This window comes from Streptomyces sp. NPDC058646, assembly GCF_042716875.1.
Classification (GTDB): Bacteria; Actinomycetota; Actinomycetes; order Streptomycetales; family Streptomycetaceae; genus Streptomyces.
Genome location: NZ_JBHXRK010000008.1, coordinates 100,860 through 124,304, shown reverse-complemented (window position 1 = coordinate 124,304; position 23,445 = coordinate 100,860). Strand labels below are relative to the sequence as shown.

Sequence of the window (23,445 nt, the reverse complement as noted above, 5' to 3'; positions counted from 1 at the left end):
TCGGCGACGCCGCGTACGCCTACGCGGACGCGGCGGAGGAGGCGGAACGGGCGGAACGGGCCGCGGCCCGCGTCCTGGCCCAGGGACCGCCCCGCTCCCGCTCCGACGCCGGGCCGCCCCGGTGCTCAGCCGGCCGGGCGGGCGCCGCCGGCGAAGTCCCAGGCCTCGATGTCGCGGTAGCGGATCGGCCCCGGGCCGCGGCTGAAGTTGCTGCCGACCAGGTGGAGACGGGCGGCCGGCCACGGGCTCCCGGTGAACGCGGAGAGCCCGGCGGCGGCCTCGACCGCGCTGGACGGATCGTTGCGGCGGGACCGGGCCAGCGTCAGGTGGGGGCGCAGCGGCCGGTGCGCGTAGGCGACCCCGCACTCCTGGACCACGGCGCGGACCTCGTCGGCGAGCAGGTGCAGCCCTTCGACGTCCCCGTCGATCCCGCTCCACAGCACCCGCTCGTCGAAGTGGCCGCCGCCGCGCAGGGACAGGTGCAGGGGCGGGCGTCCGGCCGCGAGGTCCGCGAGCGGGCCGCGCAGGAGCGGAACGGTCGTGACCGGGAGCTCTCCGAGGAACGCCAGGGTGATGTGCCAGTCCTCGATGCGGTTCCACCGCATGCGCGGGTACGCCTCGTAGGCGGGCCGGAGCTCCCGCGCCAGCTCCTCCTTCGCGTCGTCGGGCGGGGCGAGGGCGATGAAGACCCGGAGGGTGGCGGGCTGGATCTGTTCGTTCACAGAGGACTTCGTACAGGGTTTCGGATCTTCCGTCATCTTCCGCTCCGCGCGACCCGTCATCCGGGGAAGGGCCGCCCGGTGCGGAAGGTGCGGCGGTAGGTGTCCGGAGGCACGCCGACGGTGCGGTTGAAGTGGCGGCGCAGCGTCGTGGAGGTGCCCATGCCGGTGGCCCCCGCGATGGCGTCGACGCTGTCATCGGTGGTCTCCAGCAGCTCCTGGGCGCGCCGGATCCGCTGGGTCAGCAGCCACTGCAGCGGGGTGGTGCCGGTCACCGCCTTGAAGTGGCGGCCCAGGTTGCGCGAGCTCATGTTGGCCCGGCGGGCCAGGTCCTCCACGGTCAGTGCCCGGTCGAGCCGTTCCACCACCCAAGGGAGCAGCTCGGTGACGGGGTGTCCCCTGCCGGAGCGCAGCCGAGAGCTCGGGTGAGGGTGGTCGGCGGGTACCGGGGTGGTGACGAACTGTGCCTGTCCGCCCGCCCGGTGCGGGGGTACGACCAGTCGCCGGGCGAGCGTGTTGGCGACCGCCGAGCCGTGGTCGAGCCGGACCAGGTGCAGGCACAGGTCCATCGCGGCGGCCTTCCCCGCGGAGGTGAGCACCCGGCCGTCGTCCACGTAGAGCACGTCGGGATCGACCTCCACCCGGGGATGGCGGGCGGCCAGGGTGCCGGCGTGCGCCCAGTGCGTGGTCGCGCGCCGGCCGTCCAGCAGGCCCGCGGCGGCCAGGACGAACGCGCCCGTGCACAGCGAGGCCACCCGCGCACCGGCCTCGTGGGCCGCGCGCACCGCCTCGACCAGCTCGGCCGGCGGCTCGGCATCGACGTCGGCCCACCCGGGCACGATCACCGTGTCGGCGTGCGCGAGCCGGTCGAGCCCGTGGTCCGGCTCCAGGCGGAACCGGCCCACCTGCACCGGCCCGGGACCGCAGAGGGCCAGGCGGTACCAGGGGTCCGCCACACCGGACAGGTCGGCGCCGAAGACCTCGCAGGCCACGGACAGTTCGAAGTGCAGCATGCCGTCGGTGACGGCCAGCGCGACAGCAGCCATGTCCGAAAGTGTATGCACCCTGTCGTTCCGGCCACTCATGAGGGGCGGTCCGCCCCTGCCAGGATGTGAGCGGCCGATCATCCGGACACGGCGGGGGAGAGAAACGATGGCAACGGGTCAGACGGTGGCGGTGTTCGGCGCGTACGGGCACACCGGACGTTTCGTGGTGGCGGAGCTGCGGGACCGGGGGTTCGTCCCCCTCCTGTCCGGACGCGACGCCGACAAGCTCCACCGGTTCGCCGCCTCCCTTCCGGGGACCGGGAGCCGGACCGCCACGGTGGACGACCCGGCCTCGCTCGACCGCGCGCTGGCCGGGGCGGCCGCCGTGATCAACTGCGCCGGGCCGTTCGCCGCGACCGCTGCCCCGGTGATCGAGGCGGCGCTGCGCGCGGGGATCCCGTACGTGGACGTGTCGGCCGAGATCGAGGCCAACCTCGACACGTTCGCGCACTTCGCGGACCGCGCCCGCGCCGCGGGGACCGTGGTGGTCCCCGCGATGGCCTTCTACGGGGGCCTCGGCGACCTGCTGGTCACCGCGGCCATGGGCGACTGGACCGCAGCGGACGAGGCGCACATCGCGTACGGGCTGGACAGCTGGCACCCCACCGCCGGGACCCGCGCAGCGGGCACGATCTCCCGCCGGCGCAGGGACGGCAGGCGCGTCCGCTACAGCGCGGGGCGGCTGGAGTACCGCGACGACGCCGCGCCGACGATGGACTGGCCCTTCCCCGATCCGATGGGGAAGCGGGGCGTGATCGGCGACTTCACCATGACCGACGTGGTCACGGTCCCCAGCCACCTGGCCGTTCCCGAGGTGCGGACCTACATGACCGTCGAGGCGGCCAGGGACCTGGCGGACCCGGACACCCCGGAGCCGGTCGCGGCCGACGCGCTCGGCCGTTCCGCGCAGACCTTCCTCGTCGACGTCGTCGTGCGCTCCGCGGGCGCGGAACGGCGTGCCGTCGCGAGCGGCCGGGACATCTACGCCGTCACTGCGCCGCTCGCGGTGGAAGCCGTCCAGCAGCTCCTGGACGGACGGGCCAGGACCGTCGGAGTCGCCTCCGCGGGCGCGGTGTTCGACGCGCCCGGCTTCCTCCGCGCCCTGTCCGCGCACCTCTCCCTCGAACTGCGTCACTGACGGCCCTTCAGGGGCCCGGGACGGCGCCCGGCCGGGCCACGAGCCGCGGTGTTCTGCGCCCGCAGGAACGCCGCCGGCCGCCCGCGCACCGCCTTCCGAGTTTCACCAATCCGGTCAGACGGCGAACCGTCAAGTGCCACTCTTGAGCCATGGCGGTGATGCGGGGGGCCAATCCCGCGCCCAAGGGGCGTCTGTTACTTGACCGGTACGAGTTGATCGAGCACTTCCCGGGAGGCATGGCAGAGGTCTGGAAGGCCAAGGACCTGCGGCTCGACCGCCCGGTCGTCGCCAAATTCCTCCAGGTCCCCGGCCGCGGCAGCCATCCGGCCCTCCGCTTCCTGCGCGAGGCCAAGATCCTGGCCGGCATCGACGACCCGCGCATCGTCCGCATCCACGACGTGGACGAGGCCCGGATCGACGGACTGTGGCACCTCTACCTGATCACGCAGTTCATCGAGGGCCGCACCCTGCGCGCCGCCGTCCCCAAGGGGCACCGCCTACCCGTGGCCCATGCCCTGAGCTGGGCCGCCGAACTGTGCGACGCGCTGGTCCCCGTGCATGCCCAGCACCTCGTCCACCGGGACGTGAAGCCCGGCAACGTCATGGTCAGCGGCGCGCCAGGTGCCGGCCGGCTCGTCCTGCTGGACTTCGGGATCGCCCGTTCCTACACCGCCGTCGGCGAGCTCGGCCACGCGGCGGGGGTGACCGGTTACGGGCAACTCCTCGGCACGCCCGAGTACATGGCACCCGAGCGTTTCCTCCTGAAGCCCGTCACCCCCGCGACCGACCTCTACTCCGTCGGCTGCGTCCTGTTCGAAATGCTCACCGGCCGCCAGCCCTACGTCTCCACGGGCGACTACGGCGACCTGGCCAGGGAGCACTGCCACGCACCCGTGCCCTCCGTCCGCGCCCTGCGCCCGGAGGTACCGCCCTCGGTGGCCCTGTGGGTCACCCGGCTCCTCGCCAAGGACCCCGGCAGACGTCCGGCCCACGCCGGCGAGGTGGCCGCGGTGCTGCGCGCGCTCGGTGCGGCGGCCACCCCGCCCACGCCCACCGTCGTCGTCGGCGCCACCGTCCCGCCACCGCCCGGCCCGCCGCCGGGCCCCCCGGCCGACCCGGCGGCGGAGGTGGAGGCGCTGTGCAACGCGGCACTGGCAGCGCCGTCCGATCCCGCCGAGCGGGTGGGGCGGCTCGGCGAGGTGCTCGACCACGCGTCCAGGGTGCTGCCCGCCGACCACCGCGGGGGCTGGCTGGTCGTGCTGCACCTGGCCCAGGCCCTCGCCCGGGCCGACCAGCCCGGCGCGGCCGCCGGGCTGCTCGCGCCGATGGCCGCGCGGGCCCGGCAGGTCCTCGGCGCCGACGACGAACTGGCCCGGCTGGCCGCCCTCAACCTGGCCCGCTACCTGGGCGAGGACGGGTACCCGGCGCTGGCCGCCCAGCACCTGCTGGAACTGCGTACCGCGGTCTCCGGAGTCCTGGCCGCCACCGACCCGCGGATGTCGGAGATCCGCTACGACACGGCTCACTGGCTGGCCGCCGCGGGGGAGGAGCAGCTCGCGGCGGCCGAGTTCGAGGCCCTGTACGCCGATCACTGGACGGCGTACGGGGTCGACCATCCGGAGACCGTCCGGTTGGGCGAGCTGATCCATCAGCACCGCCACCGTTCATCGGGGAGGGATGAAGACCATGGCTGACATGTACGACCTCAACGCGATCCGGGACAGCTTCTTCGCCAGCCAGTCCAAGAAGGCGGCAGGTCAGGAGGAGGTCTACGTGGACCGGGAGGGCAAGGTCCGCCTCGGCACCGGCGGGGAGGAGGACGCCCCCCTGTCGAGGGTCCCGCAGAGCACCTTCGCCGCCCGGGGAACGGAGGCCCGGCTGGCCCGGGAGTACGAGGTCGTCCGGGCGAAGCTGCCCGCGAACACGTACTACGAGGACGCGCCCGGCGCCGAGGGCTGGGTCTACGAGATCACCACCATGTTCGAGAACACCTACGTGATGTGCGCCTACTTCAACGGAACCGAGTACCAGGTGCGGCTGATCGAGCCGGAGCTCGAATCCCTCCCCAGTCACGACGAGCACGGCGTCCACCTCTACACCAGCGGGCTCATCTGCCTCTCGGAGCGCTCCGGTTCGGGTCAGCCCACCCTCCAGGACGCGTACGCGCGCTCCGCCGCCTGGGCCCTCGGCGTGGACTTCGTCCGCATGGGCCGCCCGTTCCCGTTCAACAGCAAGCAGTAGAGGCCGCGAGCCGCAGGAACCGCGAGCCGCAGGGCCGGCGAGCGGAAGAGGCCGTGAGCCGGAAGTGTGAACCCGGAAGTGCGAACCCGGAAGGGACCGATGCCGTGCTGCCCGTCCATGTCTTCGACTACGTGATCGAGCAGGTGGGGAAAGACATCGGGCGGACCGCACCCGAGCAGGGCGGCGCCCTGCTCGGGCTGCGCGGGCGGGACGTGGTGACCGCGTTCGTGCACGACGCCCGGGCCCGCGTCACGCGGGTGGAGTACAGCAACACGTCGTGGCTGCTGGACGAGATCGGCCGCCTGGAGGCGGCCGGCTCGATCCGGTTCAAGGGCATCGTCCACTCCCACCCGCCGGACATGCCGCACCCCTCCCGGCAGGACCACCACGAGTACGGCCGGACCCTGGAATCCGTACCCGACCTCGGGCGGTACATCGCCCCGATCGTCACGCACGACACCACCACCCCCGGCGAACGGCACGAGCTGTTCACCGAGACCGCCAGGATGTCGTTCTTCGGCGCCATGTGGACGGCCCGCGGGGTGCAGCTCCAGCCGATGCGCCCGGTCGTCGTCCCGCTGGCCGCGGCCGTCCGCCAGGCGGGCGTCCCCTGGGCCCACGACCAGCCGCTCACCTGCGTGGTCGCCGGGGTGGCCGGCGTACGCGTCCCCCTGCCGCGGGGCGGGTCCGGAGCGCGCCGGTACCTCTTCGCCACCCCCGACTTCCCGGTGACGGCGCCCCTGCTGCTGGAGGAGGCCGGAGCGGACGGACTCCATCCGGAGCTGCTCGTCGGGGAGTTGCCCTGGGACCACCGCATCCCGGAAGGGGAGCGGCTGCGGGAGGCGCTGCGGGGGACCGGACGCCCGGCGGGCCGGGCCTCCGGCGGCGGAGCCCCCGCCCTGCCCGGCTCGCGGACGGCCGCGCCCCACCCCGTACCGGCGCCGCCCGGACCGTCAGCGCCCGTACCGGCGCCCGCACCCCCGACCGGCCCCGACCCCGGGCCGCCTCCGGGATCCCCGGCGGCGGCCCGCCCGGCCGACCGGCCACCGGGACTGGTCCGGCGGCTCTCCCTGCGGGCCGGGATCGGCCGTGCCCGGGCCGCGCGTGCCGGACTGTTCGCCCGGACCGAGGGGCTGCTGTCACCCGCCCTCGCCGACAGCCACGTCCTGCTCGTCGGCGTCGGCTCGGTCGGCAGCTACCTCGCCGAAACCCTGGTGCGCTCCGGCGTCGGCCGGATCACGCTGGTCGACCCCGACCGGGTGGAACCGGCCAACCTGGGCCGTTCGATGTTCGACGCCCGGGACATCGGCCGCAACAAGGCCAAGGCCACCGCCCGGCGCCTGCGCCGGGTCAACCGGCGACTCAAGACCGACGTCCTCAAGATCGACTTCGCCGCCCTGGACAACCACACCTGGCAGCAGCGGATCGCCGACGCCCAGCTGGTCGTCGCCGCGACCGACGACAACCACGTGCAGCAGCGGCTCAACCACCTCGCCTACTTCGTCGGCCGGCCCGCCCTGTTCGTCGGGCTGTACGAGGGCGCTGCGGGCGGCGAGGTGGTCTTCAGCACGCCGGGCTCCCCGTGCTGGTCGTGCGCCACGGGCGGGGTCCGCGAGTCCCTGGGCGAACTGGGGCACCAGCCGCGCACGGACTACGGGACGGGCCGGATGTACGCCGTACCGGGCCTCCTGACGGACATCCACCACCTGACCGCGGCAGCGGCGAAGATCGCACTGGCCCTGCTGCACCCGACGGGCGGACCCGAGCGGATCGGCGGCTTCCTGACCACCCCGCTCCGCAAGGACCTGTCCCTGGCCCTGTTCGCCATGGAGCCCGACCACTGGTTCTTCCCCCGGGTCCTGGGCGAGGTGCCGGGCCAGCACGCCTTCCAGAGCATCTGGCTGCGCACCGGGCGCCGTCCCGACTGCCCCGTGTGCGGCGACTTCTCGCTGCGCAGCGATCCGCGCGAGTTCGGCGGCCCGGGCGGCGAAGCGGAGATCACGCAGCGGCAGAAGGAGGCCTACGCGAAACGCAGGAGGGAACACCAAGGGAGCCCGGGCGGCGGCGGCCGGCACCGCTGAGACGCGGCACGCAAGGGCCGGACGGGGCCGGACGGGACAGGGAAGGACGGACGCGGAGGAGCCATGGCCGACGACAAGACCGAGGCGATGCGCCGGGCCCGTGAAGCACGGCTCAAACACGGCAGACCCGCGAACCCCCCGCAGGGCGTTGCGGCCGAGCCGCCGGAGCCCAGGCGGCCCACGCCTTCCCCGTCGCCCGACCCCTCCTCGCCGGCCCCGCAGCACCCGGCCCGGCAGGCGCCGCAGCGGCGCCCGGCAACCCGGCCCGCCCGGTCTGCGGCGGTCCGTTCCCGGACGGGTCTGGGCCCCTGGGAGGCGGTCGGCCAGACCGGGGCGCTCGTCCTCGTCCTGTGGCAGCTCCTCGTCCTCACCGGCTGGCAGGTTCCCTTCCAGAAGTCCGCGGAGCTGTCCGTCCACTGGCGCTACCCGGGCGAACTCGCGGTACGGCAGGCCGCCCTGGACGACTTCCGCGAGGTGCGCGACTTCGTCCTCTTCCAGGGCCCCGGCCGGGACCACCCGTGGCTGTTCCCGGCCTGCGCCGTCCTGCTGCTGCTCCTCGTACGGGCGGCCGGACCGCCGGCGGGGCTCCAGGCCCTGCTGGGATGGGCCGTCTGCGTCTACGGCCTCGCCGCGGTGTTCGCCAGCGGCCCCGTCCTCCTCCGCCAGTGGCCCCTGACCGCCCTCCTGCTGCTGCTCGCCGCCGGCTTCCTGTACAGGATCCGGGTGCGCGAGTAGCCGCCGTCAGGAGCGGGCCCCGAGCGCCGCGACAGCGGCGACCATCCGGTCCCAGAACGGGCCCGTCTCCAGAGCCACCGCGGCGCGGGCGTTGACCGGCCGGTCCGCGGAGGGATGCAGGTCCACCACGGTGGCGCCGCGCGTGTAGCGGCCGTGCAACTCCACGACGACGTTCGCGTCGACGCAGTGGACGAGCCCCGGATCGATGACCCGGGCCACCGCGACGGGGTCGTGGAGCGGCGGGCTCGGGAACCCCCACAGGGCGCGGTACGTGGACCCGAAGAACGCGAGCAGCTCGGCGCAGAGGTGCCCGAGGGGCGTGTCCAGCCCCTCGAAGCGGGCCACGACCTCGGGTGTGGCCAGCGCCTGGTGGGTGACGTTCAGCCCGCACATGGTGACCGGCACGCCGCTGCGGAAGACGACGTCAGCGGCTTCCGGATCGGTGAGCACGTTGAACTCGGCGGCCGGGGTGCGGTTGCCCCGCTCCGTGGAGCCGCCCATCAGGACGATCTCGCGGATGCGGGAGACGTCCTGCGGATACCGGGTCAGCAGCAGGGCGATGTTGGTCAGCGGCGCGGTCGGGACGAGGGTGACCGGCTCGGGGTGTCCGCCCAGCAGCCGGTGGATGAGGTCCACCGCGTGCTCCGGTACCACGTCCACCGTGGGCTCCGGGAACATCGGCCCGTCCAGGCCGGAGGCCCCGTGCACGTCGTCCGCGACGACGAGGGGCTGGGCGAGCGGCCGGTCGCAGCCGGCCGCGACCGGCACGTCGGTGATCCCGGCGACGGTGCAGACGCGCCGCGCGTTCAAGGTGGTCTTCTCCAGCGTCTGGTTGCCCGCGACCGTGGTGACGGCCAGCAGGTCGACCGCGGGGTCACCGGCCGCCAGCATGATCGCGAGCGCGTCGTCGTGTCCGGGGTCGCAGTCGAGGATGATCGGGACGGGCACGTCACTCCTGGCGGTGCGGTCTGGTGCGGGACCGGGGTCCTCCAGTGTGCCGCCGCACGGGGTTCCCGGCCACGAGCCGCCGGGGAGCGGCGAGGGCGCGCCGGGCGGACGACCCGCCCGGGTCGGCCAGAAGAACGGCTTCCGCCCGGTCGGTTCCTTCATCGAACCGGACGGCCTCCGGGCCCTCGACATGATCCTCGACCTCGCCCCCTAAGCCCCGGTCCCGGTCCCGGGGTCGCGCCACATGGGCCAGAGGGCCGGGCCCTGGTCCGGCAGGCGGATCTCGCCGGTGACGCGGAAGCCGAACCGTTCGTAGAAGGGGACGTTGGAGTCCTTGCTGGACTCCAGGTAGGCGGGCTGCCCGAGCCGGTCGCAGGCGGCCAGCTGCTGCCGTACCAGCGCCGAACCGACCCCCGCCCCTTGGACCGCCGGATCGGTCCCCAGCGTCGGCAGGTACCAGTGCGGCGCGTCCGGGTGCGCCTCGTGCAGCGCGTTCTGGACGTCTGCGGCCCGCCGCAGTCCGCTCGCGCCGAACACGCACGCGTAGGCCGGCACGGTCAGCAGGTCCCGCAGAGCCGAGGTCCTCCAGCGTCCGGGACCCGACCACAGGGCGGCCCCGAGCAGCTGCCCGCCGGCGGTCGCGGCCACCCGTACGCCGCCGGCGCGCGGCCGCTGCTGGCGCTGGTTCAGCCTGAAGTACCGGGCGATCCTGGGCTCGCGGCCGGACCCGTCGGGCATCATCCACGCCATGACCGGGTCGTCGGCGAAGGAGCGGGCCAGGAGGGCGGCGACCGCACGGGATTCGGCCGGCCGGGCCCACCGGATCCCGTACCCGGCGGACAGCAGTGCTGTGGGTGCGTTCATGGGGCCACGGTAGGCAGCCGGACCCGGGCCGCCCCGCCGTGCGCCGGCGGACACGCCGGGCGGGCCCTGCGATGTCGCGTCTGTGCTCCGCCGGGGCGCGGGGGCGAGGACAATCTCCTTGTGATCGATGACGAGTTCGGATGGCTTGAGGACGTCGAGGGTGCCGAGGCACTGGCCTGGGTGGGGGAGCGGAACGCGGAGACGCTCGCCGCGCTGACCGCCGACCCCGGCTTCGAAGTGCTGCGGGGGGAACTGCGTGAGGTGCTGGACGCCGGCGACCGGATCCCCTACACCGTGCGCCGGGGCCGGTTCCTGTACAACTTCTGGCGGGATGCCGGGCATCCGAAGGGGATGTGGCGGCGCTGCACGCTGGAGCAGTTCCGCAAGGACGCCCCCGAGTGGGAGGTCCTGCTGGACGTCGACGCGCTCGGCGCCGCGGAAGGCGTGGAGTGGGTGTGGGCCGGTGCGCGGGTGCGCTACCCGGACTACGAGCGGGCACTGGTGAAGCTGTCGCGGGAGGGCTCGGACGCGGTGGTCGTCCGCGAGTTCGACCTCGGCACCCGCTCCTTCGTCGCGGGCGGGTTCGAGGTGGCGGAGGCGAAGACCCGCATCGGGTGGATCGACGCGGACCACGTCTACATCGGCACCGACTCCGGCCCGGGCTCGCTGACGGACTCCGGATATCCGCGTACGGTGCGCCGGTGGCGGCGCGGCACCGGCCTGGCGGAGGCGGAGCTGGTCTTCGAGGCCGGGCAGACGGACGTCTCGGCGACGGGCTGGCGGGAGGTGACGCCGGGCTACGAGCGCGAGTTCGTCGCCCGCTACCGGGACTTCTGGCACCACGAGCTGTTCCTCCTGGACGCGGACCGCCGGGCGGTGAAGGTGGACGCGCCGGACGATGCGGGCAAGTACGCCTGGAAGCAATGGCTGATCGTCACCCCGAGGACCCCCTGGCTGGGGCATGCGGCCGGTTCCCTGCTCGCCTTCGACTTCGAATCCTTCCTGGCCGGTGACCGGAGCGCCGAGGTGCTGTTCGCCCCGGACGCGCACACCGCTCTGGCCGGGCACTCCTGGACCCGCCACCACCTCATCCTGGAGACGCTCTCCGATGTCGCGACCAGGATCGAGGTCCTCACCCCCGGCGACGGGACCTGGGTGCGCCGTCCGCTGGCCGATGTGCCGCCGCTGTCGTCCGCGGTGGTCACCGACACCGACCCGGACAGCGGGGACGAGTACTTCCTCGACATCGCCTCCTTCCTGCAGCCCTCCACCCTCCACCGGGGCGAGATCGGCGGGGACAGCGAGGTCCTCAAGCAGGCCCCGGCCCGCTTCGACACCACCGGGCGACGGGTACGGCAGCACTTCGCCACCTCCCGCGACGGCACCAGGGTCCCGTACTTCGTCGTAGGCCGTGACGAGGCGATGACGAGCGGGCCCGGGCCGGTGCTGCTGTACGGGTACGGCGGCTTCGCGGACCTGCAGACCCCCTCCTACAACCCGGTCACCGGCCGGGCCTGGATCGAACGGGGCGGCACCTACGCGGTCGCGTGCATCCGCGGCGGCGGCGAGTACGGGCCCGCCTGGCACCGGGCCGCGCTCGGCGCGGACCGCCCTCGCGCGTTCGAGGACTTCGCGGCGGTCGCCGCCGACCTGATCGCTCGCGGCGTCACCACCCCCGACCGGCTCGGCATCGTCGGCGGCAGCAACGGCGGCCTCCTCATGGGCGCGATGCTCACCCGCCACCCGCAGCTGTTCGGCGCGATCGTCGCGAAGGTCCCCCTCCTCGACATGCTCCGCTTCCACAAGCTGCTGGCCGGAGCGTCCTGGACCGGCGAGTACGGCGACCCGGACAACCCGGCCGACCGCCCCCACCTGGAGGCGATCTCCCCCTACCACCAGCTCGCGGCGGACCGGGCGTACCCGCCGGTCCTGCTGATGACCTCCACCCGCGACGACCGCGTCCACCCCGCCCATGCCCGGAAGACGGCCGCCCGGCTGCGCGCACTCGGCCACCGGGTCCACTTCTACGAGAACACCGGCGGCGGCCACGGTGGCGCCACCGACAACGCACAGGCCGCCTTCAACCACGCCCTCACCCACACCTTCCTGTGGCAGCAGCTGTCGGGACGGCCCGTACCGGGTTCCGCCCCTGCGACCCGCCGGGAAGGCTGACGCGGCGAGGGCGGCCGGGCCCGGGCGAGGCCGTGTACCCCGGGGCGCTCCCGCGGGAGGTTCACCCGAACGGCGGCGCCCCGGTGTCCCTCTCCCAGCCGCACCCTGACGCTGGGGGTGCGCCTGAACCGGGCGTTCCCTCGTCAAGGAGTTGCCGTGGCCCAGCAGACGACACCCCAGTCCCCCCGCCCGGCCCCCGGCCGGTCCTACGACAGCAAGAGCGCCTGGGCAGCAGGCGGAACGATGTTCGCGGCCGTCCTCCTCCTCGTCGACGGCATCCTCGGTGTGATCAAGGGGATCGCCGGCATCGCGAAGGACGACGTCTACGCCCGTCAGGGCGCGTACGTCTTCAAGTTCGACGTGGCGGCCTGGGGATGGATCCACCTGCTCCTCGGCATCGTCCTGATCGTCGTCGGTGCGGGTCTCCTCAAGGGCAGCCTGTGGGCGCGCACGACGGGTGTGGTGCTGGCAGCCTTCAGCGTGATCATCAACTTCATGTGGCTGCCCTACACGCCGATCTGGGCCATCGTCTCGATCGCCATCGCGGTCTTCGTCATCTGGGCCCTGTGCAACGACGGCACCCGGGCCGGCACCCGTCCCGCCTGACGGTCGCCCGAGGACGAGCCGGCGCCGCCCGGCCCGGTCAGGCCGGTGCGTTCCTTGTCCGTCGGGGCGCGCCGGCCGGTGGCGAGGGGGGCGCTCGGCGGCTTCCGGCCAGGGGTCGTCATAATCTCGCCATGAACATGCTTGCCATGCGGGTGCTGTTGGCGGTCCTGCTCGCCGGGGCCGGCCTGAGCGGATGTTCCCTCCTGCTCCCGTCCGCGAGCTGCGAGGGGACCGGGCCGGCCGTGGCCGAACTCGACGGGCTGCCCGTCCTGGCGCTGCGTCCGGAGGGGGCCGTGCCCGTCGGCGGCGGGTCGTGGGCCGAGGCCGCCTGCGTCGACGACACCGGGGGCGCCTGGCTCTCCGCGCAGCGGCTGTACGCGTACGGCGGGACCAAGGAGGAAGTGCTCGAGTACTACGGCCGGGAAGCGCGGGCGGCGGGATGGCGCCCGGTGGACGACCTGGACACCGGCCCCGACGGCCGGACCGCCCTCTTCTGCTTCGCATCCGCCGACCGGCCGAGCATCATGCTCTCCTTCGAGTCGCCCGCCATGCTCCGCAAGATCTACGGGATGCAGCCGCCCCCGGCGGCCCTGCTCGGCGTGGACGCCCGGACCTGGTACTCGTTGTCCGCCGAGGCGGCGCCCGACGGGTCGAGCATGGGCTGTTCCTAGGAGAAGTACCGCCGGCGCGATCGGCGGGACAGGAGCAGACGTGGCGACTACTGCCCGGCGAAGAGCCCTTCGTGCACATCGTCGAGGACGAACCCGTTGTCGAACCGGACGCGGACCGTGACGAGCGGGCCCTGCTGCTGGTAGTCGATCCACTCGGGCTCCAAGGAGCCGACCTGCGCTTCGAGTCGGCGCCTGCTCTCCGGCGGCATGTCCCCGCCGAAGGCGTCGAGCAGGGACTTGAGGCGGACGTACTCGCGGACCCCCTCGCTCTGGTCCTGGTGCTCGACCACCCGCTCGACGGTGCCCTCGGTGCCCGCCGCGAGGGACAGGAACGCCGTGGGCGCGCCCGCGGGCGCCGGGGCACCGTCCGCCTCCGCGACCGCGTCGATCAGCCTGGTGTCCGAAGCCAGCCGTACGCGCTGGCCTTCTTTCAGCGTCATCGCTTCCTGCATCCCTCGGTCGGTTCGGTCGCGGCGGTCACGGGTGGCGCCGGACGCCCTCAGCAACTGCCCGGTTCCCTGTACCCGTCGTCGCACGCCGGGCCGCCTCCCCGGGTGACCTCCGTGCACAACGTGGCTTCGACCTTGCCCAGCAGGCGGGCCAGTTCGCCGCGTTCGGCCGCGTCCAGGCCCTCCAGGGTCTGGCGTTCCAGTTCACCCCATGCCCTGCGCACCTCGACCAGGAGACCGCAGCTGGTGTCGGTCGCCTCCACCAGGGAGGCCCGGCGGTCGGAGGGGTCGGGGCGGCGCCGTACGTGGCCGGACTGCTCCAGGCGCTGGAGCATCTTCGTCACCGTGGAGGGGTCGAGTCCGACGGCCTTGATCAGCTCGGACTGGCGCACCGCCCCGCTGTCCCACAGGTGCATCATCAGGAACTCCTGCCCCGGGTGCAGCCCCAGGTCCCGCAGGACCCGGCCCGCCGCTATCCGGTGGAGCCGGGCGACCCGGCTGATCGCATGGCTCACCGGCCCTTCCAGCACGGCGCTGGGCGCCGTCGCACACCCTGAGGCGGTGCGCGGTTCCTGAACGGATTCCGCGGTCATGGGAGTGCTCCTCCTGGGTCGGTCCGGCGGATCCGGTCGGCGGCCGCCGTGCTGAGCGGTCGCTCTGATCACCGTCAGGTGGATTCTACCTGCCCCGAACATTTTACCTTGGTCGGCCAACTAATGAGGTACGCTTCACCCCGAAGCCAATCATTGGCCGACCAACTATCTATGTGGGGCAAAGATGACCAGCGCTTTCGAACCCGTTCACCTGGCCGGAGCCACCCTCTCCAACCGGATCGCCATGGCTCCGATGACCCGCAGCCGCGCAGGGGAGGGCGGTGTCGCGACCGGCCTCGTCGCCGAGTACTACACCCAGCGCGCCGGCGCCGGCCTGATCATCACCGAGGGGATCCAGCCCTCCGTGGTCGGGCAGGGCTACCCCTTCACCCCCGGCCTGCACACCGCCGAGCAGGTCGCCTCCTGGCGCGAGGTCACCGACGCCGTGCACGCGGCCGGCGGCCGGATCTTCGCCCAGCTCATGCACTCCGGCCGGATCGGCCACCCGACGCTGCTGCCCGACGGCCTCGTCCCGGTGGCCCCGTCCGCGGTCGCCGCGCAGGGGCAGCTCTTCACCGGCGACGGCATGAAGGACTTCGTGACCCCCCGCGAACTGACCGGGGACGAGGTGTGGGACACCGTCGCCGACTACGCGGAGGCCGCCCGCAACGCGGTGGAGGCCGGATTCGACGGAGTGGAGCTGCACGGCGCCAACGGCTACCTGATCCACCAGTTCCTGGCCCCCGGCACGAACCTGCGCACCGACGAGTGGGGCGGCCCGGCGGAGAACCGGATCCGCTTCGCCGTGGAAGCCGTGAAGGCGGTGGCCGCCGCGATCGGCGCCGGGCGCACGGCGCTGCGCGTCTCGCCCGGGAACCCGTACAACGACATCTCCGAGCCCGACCCGCAGCCCGCCTACGAGGCCCTGGTCAAGGAGATCGACGGCCTCGGCCTGGCCTACCTCCACGTCATGGAGCACGGCCCCGGGGCCCGGGAGGCCACCCTCGCCCTGCGCAAGCAGTTTTCCGGGATGCTCGTGCTGAACCCCGCGACCGAAGGCTCCACCGACCACCGCGCCCTCACGCTGATCGAGGACGGCACCGCCGACCTCCTCGCCTTCGGCGCCCTCTTCCTGGCCAACCCGGACCTGCCGGCGCGCCTGCGCACCGAGGGCCCGTACAACACCCCGGACCCGGCCACCTTTTTCGGGGGCGACGCCCGCGGCTACACGGACTACCCGGCCCTCTGAGCCATATCCCCTTCCTGGCTGGGTCAGCAGTGCTGTGGGAGGCGCTCGGGCCCGAGCTGTACGAGGCCGTACCGGCCGTCCGCCGCGGGCGCGGAGCTGTTCGTGATGTTCACCGAGGCGGACGTCATCAAGGCCGTCCGCCGGCGGTATCGACCGGCTACTCCTCGGGCTCCCAGGCGATCAGCTGCTCGGCCGTGCCCGTGGCCGAAGCGGAGGCGGGTACGCCGTTGATCGCGACGTCCGCCGGCATCGGCTGCACGGCGCCTGCGGCGAGCTGGGCGTCGTAGGTGGACGAGCGGACGAACGCGTGGATCCACGGCTTCGTGTGATCACCTACAGGCGAGTCCAGACATGGTGTCAGCTCCTCTCAGGAGGCGGGTCACTCTCCGGCGATGGTGATCAGCTGGACGTCCATCCGGTCCGCCTGCGTCGTGAGGATGCGCGCGACGGTGAGCATGGTGGACGCGTCCAGGGACACCGGGCCCCGGCCGTCGCCGGTCCAGGTGAGGTCCCCGTCCCGCGCGTGGACGGCGATGGCCCGCGCGATGTCGCGGAGCATGCCGGTCACGTCGGTGGCGGCGAAGTAGAGCCGGCCGTCGGCCGCCCGCCGTACGGCCATCGGCTCGTCGTGTTCCCAGGGGTCCATTCCGGTTCGCCTCATCCCGATCGCACCGCGCCGTCCGGCGCGTGTTCCGCCGAAGGGGATTCTCCTCGCGCGGCGGTTGCGGATGAAGGGACCGGGGCCGTTCTCGCGTACGTCCCGCACCTCGCCCGCCGGGCGCGCCCGGCCGGGCGGTCTGTCGTGACGCTCCTTCAGGCGCCACACTGATGACGTCGGGGCCGAACGCGGCCCCGTACGGACGGAAGGCGGTGGGGCGTTGACGGGTGAGCCTGCGGAGCAGTCCGCTCCGGTCGTGCGGCCCGCGGTGTGGGAGACGTACGGGCCGGCCGATCTCAGCGCCGTGCCCGTGTTCGCCGGAGGGTTCATCAACTTCGGGTACTGGCAGTCCGTCGACCTCGACCGGCCCCTGTCGCAGGGCGACCGCGTCCGCAGCGAGCAGGACCTCTACCGGCGGGTCCTCGACGCCGCCGCCCCCGCGGGCGGCCGGGCCGTGGAGATCGGCTGCGGTCTCGGCCTCGGGTGCGCGCTCGCCCTGGAGGAGTACGGGCCGACGGGCGTCACCGGGGTGGACATCCACCCCCAGCAGCTCCAGCGGGCCCGCGAGGCGAACGGGCGGCTCCTGGCGGCGCAGCCGGACCGGCTGCGCTTCGTCCTGGGAGCCGCGGAGAGCCTGCCGCTCGGCGACGCGGAGTTCGACTGCCTCTACAGCGTCGAGGCGGCCCAGCACTTCCCGGACCTGGCCGCCTTCGCCCGGGAGGCGGCCAGGGTCCTGCGGCCCGGCGGGCGGGTGGCCGTCGCCAGCTTCTTCACCGTGGACGGCGCTCCCGCCCACGCCGAGCGGCTCGCGGGGCTGCTCGACTCGTTCGCCAGCGGCCTGGACATCGCCCGGCCCGTCGCACGGCTCACCGATGCCCTGGCCGCAGCGGGCCTCGTCGACGTACGGACGGCCTCGATCGGCCCGCAGGTCTGGCCCGGCTGGGACCGCTGGCTCGCCCGTCTCTGGGAACCGGGCACCTGGCCCCGGAACTTCCTGGCCGCCTGGCAGCAGCAGGTCCTGGACTACTACCTGGTCACCGCCACCAGGCCCTGACCCCTCGTCGGCCCGGCGCGACCGGTCCCGTCCGGCCGGTGCCGTGTGATCGCTTGACCTCGACCGCGCTTGACGTCCGAGACTCCAGGTGCGGGCGCCGGAGGGTCCGGCGCCCGGGTGGAGGGGTGAGTGCCATGCGTGCGACACAGGCGATCGAGTTCGGCGGTCCGGACGTACTGGTCCCGACCGAGTTGCCCGAGCCGACGGCGGGCCCGGGCCAGGTGCTGGTCACCGTCGCCGCCGTGGACACGATCTTCGTGGAGACCCAGGTGCGCGGCGGCTGGGGACGCGAGTACTTCCCGGTCACCCCGCCCTACGTACCGGGCGGCGGCATCGCCGGCACGGTCCGCGCGACCGGCGAGGGCGTGGACCCGGCGTGGAACGGCCGCAGGATCGTCGCCTCCATCGGCATCACGGGCGGCTACGCGGAACTGGCCCTGGCCCCGGCCGGGGCGCTGGCCGCCGTACCGGACGAGGTGTCCTTCACCGACGCGGCCGCCCTGGTCCACGACGGGGCGACGGCCGCCAGGCTGCTGGAGGCCACGGCCGTCCGGCCCGGTGAACAGGTGCTGGTCGTGGGCGCCTCGGGCGGCATGGGCACCGTCATGGTCCAGTTGGCCAGAGCGGCCGGCGCCCGGGTCGTCGGGGTGGCCCGCGGCGACCGCAAGACCGGCCTGGTCCGGGAGCTGGGTGCGGACGCCGTCGTCGACGCGGCCCGCCCCGACTGGGTGGAACGGGCCCGGGAGGCGCTCGGCGGGACGGGCGCGGACGTCGTGCTGGACGGGGTGGGGGGCGAAGTCGGCCTGGCCGCGTTCTCCCTGGTGGCGACCGGCGGCCGGTTCTCCGCCCACGGGGCCCCCACCGGTGGCTTCGCCCCGGTGGACCCGGCGGAGGCGGCGGCCCGCGGTATCCGCCTGCTCGGCATCGCCGACGTCCAGCTGACGGACTCCGAGCACGCCGCACTCGCGGCACACACCCTGCGGGCGGCGGCCGAGGGCACGCTGCGCCCGGTGATCGGGGCGACCTTCCCCCTGGAGCGCGCGGCAGCGGCCCACGAGGCGATCGAGTCCCGGGAACTCCTGGGCAAGACGGTGATCACCGTGTGATGCGCCGGGTGAGGAGCTGCCGCCGCGCACCGCCCCGGCAGGGCAGCCCGGGACGGGCGCGCCGGGGAGGGCGAGAGCCCGCCCGGCCCCACAGCCTCCGGACCCGGCTCGGCGGACGGCCGGCCAGGGCCCGCAGGAGCGGCCCGCAGAGCCTGCCGGAGCGCCGGCAGTGGTGCCGGCGGGGCGTCCGCGGGTCAGCGCGGCGGCGACTCCTGGAGGTAGGCGGCGATCATGGCCAGGTCGTCGGCGATGGTCAGCACCCCGGCGGGATCGGCGGTCGGCGTGGACGCGCCGTTGACGCCCGCGAAGAAGGTGTCGAAGCGGCCGCCGCCCTTGTCCAGGTACCCGGCGATCGTGATGGCGCCGACGGCCAGGCGGTCGTTGAGGGCGTCGCCCCCCACGGCCGCGCCGGTCTTGCCGAACACCTTCCCGCGTGCCGGGCAGTCGCGGCAGTTCTCGGCCAGCAGCCCGTCGACCCCGAGGACGGGCAGGGCCTCCCGGAAGAGCCGCGCGTCAGGGGTGCGCTGCCAGTACGCCAGCATCTGCACCAGGGCCCGGGGCGTGACCCGGTCGGCCGGGTTGCCTCCACGGCCGTCCATGAGCTGCACCTGCTCGCGGTCGACACCTGCCCGGTCCAGGAAGTCGGCGAGGACGGGGAAGCCGTCCTCGCACTGTTTGCTGCCGGCCGTGACCGCCAGCAGACAGATGCCGAGGTTGGCGCCCAGGTTGTGGCTGACCTTCAGGATCAGTTCGGCGTACTGCGCGTAGGGCGGGGAGGTGTACGCGGCCACCCGGGGCCGGCCCGCGTAGTCGCGCGGCAGCCGGGCGGCCGGGTTGGGGCCCGCCGGATCGGCGGTGACCTGGACCCCGGCCCGGCGCAGGGCCTCGATCAGGGCCGCACGGCCGAACGCGGCCGGGTCGGCGATCGGGGAGGTGCGCAGCAGCGGCTCGGCGTCCGCCGCGATGGTCCCGGACAGCCGGATCCGGGTCCCGCCCTCGGTGGCCGTCACCGTGACCGCCGTCGGCCTTCCGGCCGCCACGGTCTTCACCGTCGAACTGACCTCGTACGGAGCCACCTTCGGCCGCCAGTCCAGCCGGGCGTCCGCGCCGGCCCGGGCCCCGGGGGCGGTCGTCAGGTCGATCAGGTTGTCGTTGATGATCAGAGGGGTCGGGGTGGGGTCGAGGACCGGGTCGGGCAGGAAGATCCGGCTGTCGACGATCACGTCGCCGTCGAGACGGGTGATGCCGGACTCCCGCACCTGCCGGGCGAGGTGGTCGATCCCGGCGAGGGGGTTCTCCGGCGTGAGGGTCGCGCCGGGGAAGTCGTTGGCGTAGGTGTGGTCGAGATCCGTGTACGCGACGGTGCCGTCGGGACGGGTCCGGCCGCCCATGGTGAGGTCGCCCTGGGCGACGAGGTCGAGGTCGCCGGTCAGCGTGCCGCCGTTGCGCTCGCCGACCGCGTAGACCGGGGTGACGAAGCGGTGGTCCGTGCCGAGGGTCTGCCACGGGCCCGAGACACTGATCAGTTTCGCGGTGGACCCGGGGATGAAGAACTGATCGGGGAACAGGCCGTGCACCACCCGGCCGTCGTCCGGCCCGGTCTGCAGCAGCCCCCACTGCGCATACCGGTAGTCCGGCTTCCGCATGATCTCCGAGATGCGCGGATCCAGCGGGGCCTGCTCCGCGTCCGCGGACGCAGACGGCGTGGGGTCCGCGCCCGCCGCGGTACCCGAGGCCAGCGTCACGAAGAGCAGGGCGGCGCAGACGGCGGCGACGCTGCGCCGCGGCCCTGCGGCGGCGCGGATCGGACGGGTCACAGCGCGCTCCGTTCGTCGCGGCTGCCTGGTCCCCGAGCCTGTGAACAGCGTGGCACGCCGGGATGCGGCGTGCATGTCACCGGCCGCCCGCACCCGCCGCCCGCGCCCCCGCGCCCGGACTCAGACCTGACCGAGGTCCGAGCTCAGCCACCGTTCCGGCCGCAGGTGGATCACGACCTGTTCGCCGTGGTTCTTCCAGGCGAAGTCGACGTACCCCTCCACCTTGTCCGCGGGCAGGTAGCGCGCCGCGATCTCCGTGAGCAGCTCCCGCGTGGCCGGCACGGTCGAGACCACCGGGCCCTCCACCGACACGTACCGGATCGTCGGCTCCACCCGGTCCACCATCAGACTGAACCGGCCCGCGGCAGCGATCAGCGCGGCTTTGCGCGAATCACGGACCGTCATGATCCACACATCGCCGCCGGGCGCGTACTGGTACCAGATGGGCACCGTCAGCGGTGCGCGGTCGCCCTTCTCGCCCGCACTCACGGCCAGCGCGGCGATGTGGGGCTCGGCCAGGAACTGCTCGCGTTCGTCAGGGGACAGGGCCACTGTTCGCTCCTTCGGCAGAAGAGGTCTGTGCCCCTACAACCAGGCCCCGCCCCCTGCCGATTCCCCGACTCACCCGTCCGGGTCCGGAGGACCGGGCCGCGGCCCTGACGGACGCCTCGGACGGGCCGGGAGCGACGCAGGTCACAGAGGGACGGCTCGTCCGCGTGTCACATTCCGGCGGGCTGTCCCGTCCTGTGTGTGAAACGGTTCGACACCGCAAGGAGATCACCATGGATGCCCGCCTCAACTTCTTCGCCAGCCCTCTCGCTCCCAAGTTCGCGAAGCACCTCAACGCGGCGGGCAAGGTCATCACGGACTCGGGGCTCCCGGTCTCGACGCAGGAGCTGGTGAACATCAGGGCCAGCCAGATCAACGGCTGCGGCTTCTGCACCGACATGCACACCAAGGACGCCGCGCACGCCGGCGAGACCTCGGTTCGCCTCCACCTGGTCGCGGTCTGGCGCGACGCCAAGGTCTTCACGGACGCCGAACGGGCGGCCCTGGAGCTGACGGAACAGGGCACGCGCATCGCCGATGCGGCCGGCGGCGTCACGGACGAAGCCTGGGCGAACGCGGCCAAGTACTACGACGAGGATCAGTTGCTCGCGCTGGTGTGCCTCATCGGCCTCATCAACACCTACAACCGGCTGAACGTCATCGTCCAGCAGCCGGCGGGCGACTACCAGCCGGGCCAGCACGCCAGGTAGCCCGCGGGGGACCAGAGGCGCAGGGGGCAAAGGGCCGGCTCATGAGCCGGCCGATCCGGGGACCCGGAGGGAGGGCGACGGCGGCAGCGGCAGCGGGCGCGAGGGGAGGCCCCCCCACCGCCCGGCGCGGCGCGCGCGAAGGCGACATGCGGCGGGAACACCACATCGGCGTACCCGCCCGGCCCCTGCGCCGCCGCCCTCACCCGCGGCGGGCCGCGTACAGGCGGCTGCGCAGGTGGAGGAGGGCGTCAAGATCGGCGATGGCGGCGAAACCGGCCAGCAGGTGGCGGATGCGGTCGTCGTCACCGGCAGAGACGGCCCGCACGATCGCCTCAGCCGTGGCCCCGAACCCCCGGCAGCAGCCCCGGGGGACCGTGCGGTGCCCCGCCGTGACCGGCCGTTCCGGCGGTATCGGGCCGCCGTGCCGCGCCGTCCGGCAGGAGATCCACCCCGCGGTACGGGTCGTGTTGCCGCCGGGTCCCGGATACGGGTGTGCTCGCGTCAGCCATACTCCGATCTTGGTCGGGCCCGTCTCCCGTCAAACCAGCGCGGAGCGGCGGGGAAGGCCGCTCGGGGGCACCATCGAGGGGAAAGGGGAGGTGCCCATGACGGAGCCGCGCCCTCGATCCGATTCCCCGCCCGTCACCGGGACACAGCCACAGGAAGCGGAGGTCCTGCAACACCTGCTCCGCAGCCCCGCCTACCTCAAGGTGCTCGTCTTCTGCGGGCTGATCGGCATCCCGATCTCCCTCGCCGCCTTCTGGTTCCTCGTCGTGCTGCACGAACTGGAGCACGTCCTGTGGGCGGACCTCCCGGCGGTCCTGGGCTGGGACGCACCGCCCTGGTGGTGGCCGCTGCCGCTGCTGCTCGTCGCCGGAACCGTCGTGGGGCTGGTCGTCGCCCACCTGCCCGGGGCGGGCGGGCACGTCCCCGCCGCCGGACTCCATACCGGCGGCGCGTCCTCGGCCGCCCTGCCCGGGGTGGTCATCGCCGGTCTGGCCGCCCTGCCCTTCGGCGCGGTGCTGGGTCCGGAGGCTCCGCTGATCGCGCTGGGCGGCGGCCTGGCCCTGCTGTTCCGGGACCTGGCGCAGGCGCCTGCGACCGCGCAGGGCACCGCCCTCCTCGGCGCGGCGGGGGCGGCGGCCGCCATCGCCGCCATCTTCGGCAACCCGCTGATCGCCGCGGTGCTGCTGATCGAGGTGGCGGGCGTGGGCGGGCCCCAGCTGTTCGCCGTCATGCTGCCCGCCCTGCTGTCCAGCGGCATCGGCTCGCTGGTGTTCACCGGCCTCGGACGCTGGACCGGCCTGCCGACCGGCAACCTCTCCCTGGACCTGTCCGCGCCCTTCCCCCGCCTGGACGCCTGGGACGTCCTCTGGGGCCTGGTCCTCGCCGTGGCCCTCGCGGTCGCCCTGCACCCCGTGCTGGCCGCGGCCCGGTCCGTGGCCTCGTACGTCCACGGCAGGCCGCTGGCCCGCACCGTGCAGTGCGCCCTCGGCGCCGCGGCCTGCGCCGCCCTCTACGCGCTGACCACCGGCCGCACCCCCGTCGAGGTCGCCTCTTCGGGACAGTCCGCACTGGCCGCACTGGCCGCGGAGCCGCACAGCTGGGGGGTCGGCGCGCTGATCGCCGTCCTGCTGTTCAAGGGCGCCGCGTACACGCTCTGCCTCGGCAGCCTGCGCGGCGGACCGGTGTTCCCCGCGCTCTTCCTCGGCGCGGCAGCGGGCGTCCTGCTCGCGCCCCTGCCGGGGCTGGGCATCGTCCCCGCACTGGCGGCGGGCATGGCCGCGGCAACGGCCACGACGCTGCGGCTGCCGGTGAGCAGCGTGGTCCTCGTGACCCTGCTCCTCGGCAGCTCCGCCATGATGCCCGTGGTGATCCTGGCGGCCGTGGTCGCCTTCGCCGTGACCGAACTGCTGCCCGGCGCGCGGGAGCAGGCCGTCTGAGCCGCCTCGCCGACCGCCCGCCCTGTGCCGCCGCTCACGACGGGCGCGCCGGCCGCCGGAGGTCTTCACCGTCCGGCCCTACCTGGCCGGCACCGC

Annotated in this window: 24 protein-coding genes; 14 read left to right on the top strand and 10 right to left on the bottom strand. The window is 73.9% G+C overall.

Annotated elements, in window-relative coordinates:
- Window positions 1-125 precede the first annotated feature (125 nt).
- The gene (gene thpR, locus ACFWUZ_RS12365) at window positions 126-722 is read right to left on the bottom strand and encodes an RNA 2',3'-cyclic phosphodiesterase (protein ID WP_384371104.1); all 597 of its coding nucleotides are present in this window, start codon (window positions 720-722) and stop codon (window positions 126-128) included.
- Window positions 723-778: 56 nt separating this feature from the next.
- Complete coding sequence (locus tag ACFWUZ_RS12360; protein WP_384371102.1) at window positions 779-1,765, bottom strand: helix-turn-helix domain-containing protein; 987 nt, start codon at window positions 1,763-1,765, stop codon at window positions 779-781.
- A gap of 106 nt (window positions 1,766-1,871) precedes the next feature.
- Here ACFWUZ_RS12360 and ACFWUZ_RS12355 point away from each other — a divergent pair, with 106 nt between their 5' ends.
- From ACFWUZ_RS12355 to ACFWUZ_RS12335, 5 genes are all read left to right on the top strand, one after another.
- Window positions 1,872-2,903 carry a saccharopine dehydrogenase family protein gene (locus ACFWUZ_RS12355; protein ID WP_384371100.1) on the top strand — a complete coding sequence of 344 codons (1,032 nt, stop codon included), beginning with the start codon at window positions 1,872-1,874 and terminating at the stop codon, window positions 2,901-2,903.
- Window positions 2,904-3,139: 236 nt separating this feature from the next.
- Complete coding sequence (locus tag ACFWUZ_RS12350; protein ID WP_384371098.1) at window positions 3,140-4,597, top strand: serine/threonine-protein kinase; 1,458 nt, start codon at window positions 3,140-3,142, stop codon at window positions 4,595-4,597.
- Window positions 4,590-5,144 (top strand): hypothetical protein, encoded by a 555-nt coding sequence (locus ACFWUZ_RS12345; RefSeq protein ID WP_384371096.1) that lies wholly within the window; start codon window positions 4,590-4,592, stop codon window positions 5,142-5,144. Before ACFWUZ_RS12350 ends, ACFWUZ_RS12345 begins: the two co-directional genes overlap by 8 nt.
- A 104-nt stretch (window positions 5,145-5,248) precedes the next feature.
- Window positions 5,249-7,225, top strand: coding sequence for a HesA/MoeB/ThiF family protein (locus ACFWUZ_RS12340; RefSeq protein ID WP_384371094.1), 1,977 nt, complete (start codon window positions 5,249-5,251; stop codon window positions 7,223-7,225).
- A gap of 63 nt (window positions 7,226-7,288) precedes the next feature.
- Entirely contained in the window at window positions 7,289-7,960 is a 672-nt protein-coding gene (locus ACFWUZ_RS12335; protein WP_384371092.1) for a hypothetical protein, read from the top strand.
- Window positions 7,961-7,966: 6 nt separating this feature from the next.
- On the opposite strand, the gene ACFWUZ_RS12330 is transcribed toward ACFWUZ_RS12335, so the two are convergent.
- Window positions 7,967-8,908: a nucleoside hydrolase gene (locus ACFWUZ_RS12330; protein ID WP_384371090.1), complete on the bottom strand. Its 942-nt coding sequence runs from the start codon at window positions 8,906-8,908 to the stop codon at window positions 7,967-7,969.
- Between the two features lie 46 nt (window positions 8,909-8,954).
- On the opposite strand from ACFWUZ_RS12330, the gene ACFWUZ_RS12325 reads away from it, so the two are divergent.
- On the top strand, window positions 8,955-9,122 hold the full coding sequence (locus ACFWUZ_RS12325) for a hypothetical protein (RefSeq protein ID WP_384371088.1): 168 nt from the start codon (window positions 8,955-8,957) through the stop codon (window positions 9,120-9,122).
- Here the strand turns inward: ACFWUZ_RS12325 and ACFWUZ_RS12320 are convergent.
- Window positions 9,119-9,772: a GNAT family N-acetyltransferase gene (locus ACFWUZ_RS12320; protein WP_384371086.1), complete on the bottom strand. Its 654-nt coding sequence runs from the start codon at window positions 9,770-9,772 to the stop codon at window positions 9,119-9,121. The two genes, ACFWUZ_RS12325 and ACFWUZ_RS12320, sit on opposite strands and share 4 nt — an antisense overlap.
- Before the next feature lie 120 nt (window positions 9,773-9,892).
- Between ACFWUZ_RS12320 and ACFWUZ_RS12315 the strand changes: the two genes are divergently transcribed.
- The 3 genes from ACFWUZ_RS12315 (at window position 9,893) to ACFWUZ_RS12305 (ending at window position 13,221) form a co-directional block, all read left to right on the top strand.
- Window positions 9,893-11,944 (top strand): prolyl oligopeptidase family protein, encoded by a 2,052-nt coding sequence (locus ACFWUZ_RS12315; protein WP_384371084.1) that lies wholly within the window; start codon window positions 9,893-9,895, stop codon window positions 11,942-11,944.
- A gap of 156 nt (window positions 11,945-12,100) precedes the next feature.
- Window positions 12,101-12,550, top strand: a complete 450-nt coding sequence (locus ACFWUZ_RS12310) for a hypothetical protein (protein ID WP_384371082.1) — start codon at window positions 12,101-12,103, stop codon at window positions 12,548-12,550.
- 131 nt (window positions 12,551-12,681) lie between these two features.
- Window positions 12,682-13,221 (top strand): hypothetical protein, encoded by a 540-nt coding sequence (locus ACFWUZ_RS12305; RefSeq protein ID WP_384371080.1) that lies wholly within the window; start codon window positions 12,682-12,684, stop codon window positions 13,219-13,221.
- Between the two features lie 47 nt (window positions 13,222-13,268).
- Here the strand turns inward: ACFWUZ_RS12305 and ACFWUZ_RS12300 are convergent, their stop codons facing one another.
- Together ACFWUZ_RS12300 and ACFWUZ_RS12295 are read right to left on the bottom strand one after the other, a co-directional pair.
- Window positions 13,269-13,661: a hypothetical protein gene (locus ACFWUZ_RS12300; protein ID WP_384371078.1), complete on the bottom strand. Its 393-nt coding sequence runs from the start codon at window positions 13,659-13,661 to the stop codon at window positions 13,269-13,271.
- Window positions 13,662-13,720: 59 nt separating this feature from the next.
- Window positions 13,721-14,263: a MarR family winged helix-turn-helix transcriptional regulator gene (locus ACFWUZ_RS12295; RefSeq protein ID WP_384371076.1), complete on the bottom strand. Its 543-nt coding sequence runs from the start codon at window positions 14,261-14,263 to the stop codon at window positions 13,721-13,723.
- A 184-nt stretch (window positions 14,264-14,447) separates the two neighbouring features.
- Between ACFWUZ_RS12295 and ACFWUZ_RS12290 the strand changes: the two genes are divergently transcribed.
- Window positions 14,448-15,512 (top strand): alkene reductase, encoded by a 1,065-nt coding sequence (locus tag ACFWUZ_RS12290; RefSeq protein ID WP_384371074.1) that lies wholly within the window; start codon window positions 14,448-14,450, stop codon window positions 15,510-15,512.
- A gap of 379 nt (window positions 15,513-15,891) precedes the next feature.
- Here the strand turns inward: ACFWUZ_RS12290 and ACFWUZ_RS12285 are convergent, their stop codons facing one another.
- Entirely contained in the window at window positions 15,892-16,158 is a 267-nt protein-coding gene (locus tag ACFWUZ_RS12285) for a hypothetical protein (RefSeq protein WP_384371072.1), read from the bottom strand.
- Window positions 16,159-16,390: 232 nt separating this feature from the next.
- Between ACFWUZ_RS12285 and ACFWUZ_RS12280 the strand changes: the two genes are divergently transcribed.
- A complete protein-coding gene (locus ACFWUZ_RS12280; protein ID WP_384371070.1) occupies window positions 16,391-17,224 on the top strand; it encodes a class I SAM-dependent methyltransferase in 834 nt (277 codons plus the stop codon).
- A 134-nt stretch (window positions 17,225-17,358) separates the two neighbouring features.
- Window positions 17,359-18,330, top strand: coding sequence for a zinc-binding dehydrogenase (locus ACFWUZ_RS12275; protein WP_384371068.1), 972 nt, complete (start codon window positions 17,359-17,361; stop codon window positions 18,328-18,330).
- 194 nt (window positions 18,331-18,524) lie between these two features.
- Here the strand turns inward: ACFWUZ_RS12275 and dacB are convergent, their stop codons facing one another.
- Entirely contained in the window at window positions 18,525-20,147 is a 1,623-nt protein-coding gene (gene dacB, locus ACFWUZ_RS12270; RefSeq protein ID WP_384371066.1) for a D-alanyl-D-alanine carboxypeptidase/D-alanyl-D-alanine-endopeptidase, read from the bottom strand.
- A 120-nt stretch (window positions 20,148-20,267) separates the two neighbouring features.
- The gene (locus tag ACFWUZ_RS12265; protein WP_384371065.1) at window positions 20,268-20,699 is read right to left on the bottom strand and encodes a pyridoxamine 5'-phosphate oxidase family protein; all 432 of its coding nucleotides are present in this window, start codon (window positions 20,697-20,699) and stop codon (window positions 20,268-20,270) included.
- A 230-nt stretch (window positions 20,700-20,929) separates the two neighbouring features.
- Between ACFWUZ_RS12265 and ACFWUZ_RS12260 the strand changes: the two genes are divergently transcribed.
- Window positions 20,930-21,406 (top strand): carboxymuconolactone decarboxylase family protein, encoded by a 477-nt coding sequence (locus ACFWUZ_RS12260; RefSeq protein WP_384371063.1) that lies wholly within the window; start codon window positions 20,930-20,932, stop codon window positions 21,404-21,406.
- Between the two features lie 199 nt (window positions 21,407-21,605).
- Here the strand turns inward: ACFWUZ_RS12260 and ACFWUZ_RS12255 are convergent, their stop codons facing one another.
- Window positions 21,606-21,731, bottom strand: coding sequence for a hypothetical protein (locus ACFWUZ_RS12255; protein WP_384371061.1), 126 nt, complete (start codon window positions 21,729-21,731; stop codon window positions 21,606-21,608).
- Between the two features lie 280 nt (window positions 21,732-22,011).
- Here ACFWUZ_RS12255 and ACFWUZ_RS12250 point away from each other — a divergent pair, with 280 nt between their 5' ends.
- On the top strand, window positions 22,012-23,349 hold the full coding sequence (locus tag ACFWUZ_RS12250) for a chloride channel protein (protein WP_384371059.1): 1,338 nt from the start codon (window positions 22,012-22,014) through the stop codon (window positions 23,347-23,349).
- Window positions 23,350-23,445: the final 96 nt, after the last annotated feature.

Coding starts and splice junctions, on each gene's coding strand:
- ACFWUZ_RS12360 (WP_384371102.1), bottom strand. CDS start 1,765: ATGGCTGCTGTCGCGCTGGCCGTCACCGACGGCATGCTGCACTTCGAA.
- ACFWUZ_RS12355 (WP_384371100.1), top strand. CDS start 1,872: ATGGCAACGGGTCAGACGGTGGCGGTGTTCGGCGCGTACGGGCACACC.
- ACFWUZ_RS12350 (WP_384371098.1), top strand. CDS start 3,140: ATGGCAGAGGTCTGGAAGGCCAAGGACCTGCGGCTCGACCGCCCGGTC.
- ACFWUZ_RS12345 (WP_384371096.1), top strand. CDS start 4,590: ATGGCTGACATGTACGACCTCAACGCGATCCGGGACAGCTTCTTCGCC.
- ACFWUZ_RS12335 (WP_384371092.1), top strand. CDS start 7,289: ATGGCCGACGACAAGACCGAGGCGATGCGCCGGGCCCGTGAAGCACGG.
- ACFWUZ_RS12320 (WP_384371086.1), bottom strand. CDS start 9,772: ATGAACGCACCCACAGCACTGCTGTCCGCCGGGTACGGGATCCGGTGG.
- ACFWUZ_RS12305 (WP_384371080.1), top strand. CDS start 12,682: ATGAACATGCTTGCCATGCGGGTGCTGTTGGCGGTCCTGCTCGCCGGG.
- ACFWUZ_RS12300 (WP_384371078.1), bottom strand. CDS start 13,661: ATGACGCTGAAAGAAGGCCAGCGCGTACGGCTGGCTTCGGACACCAGG.
- ACFWUZ_RS12295 (WP_384371076.1), bottom strand. CDS start 14,263: ATGACCGCGGAATCCGTTCAGGAACCGCGCACCGCCTCAGGGTGTGCG.
- ACFWUZ_RS12290 (WP_384371074.1), top strand. CDS start 14,448: ATGACCAGCGCTTTCGAACCCGTTCACCTGGCCGGAGCCACCCTCTCC.
- ACFWUZ_RS12285 (WP_384371072.1), bottom strand. CDS start 16,158: ATGGACCCCTGGGAACACGACGAGCCGATGGCCGTACGGCGGGCGGCC.
- ACFWUZ_RS12275 (WP_384371068.1), top strand. CDS start 17,359: ATGCGTGCGACACAGGCGATCGAGTTCGGCGGTCCGGACGTACTGGTC.
- ACFWUZ_RS12260 (WP_384371063.1), top strand. CDS start 20,930: ATGGATGCCCGCCTCAACTTCTTCGCCAGCCCTCTCGCTCCCAAGTTC.
- ACFWUZ_RS12250 (WP_384371059.1), top strand. CDS start 22,012: ATGACGGAGCCGCGCCCTCGATCCGATTCCCCGCCCGTCACCGGGACA.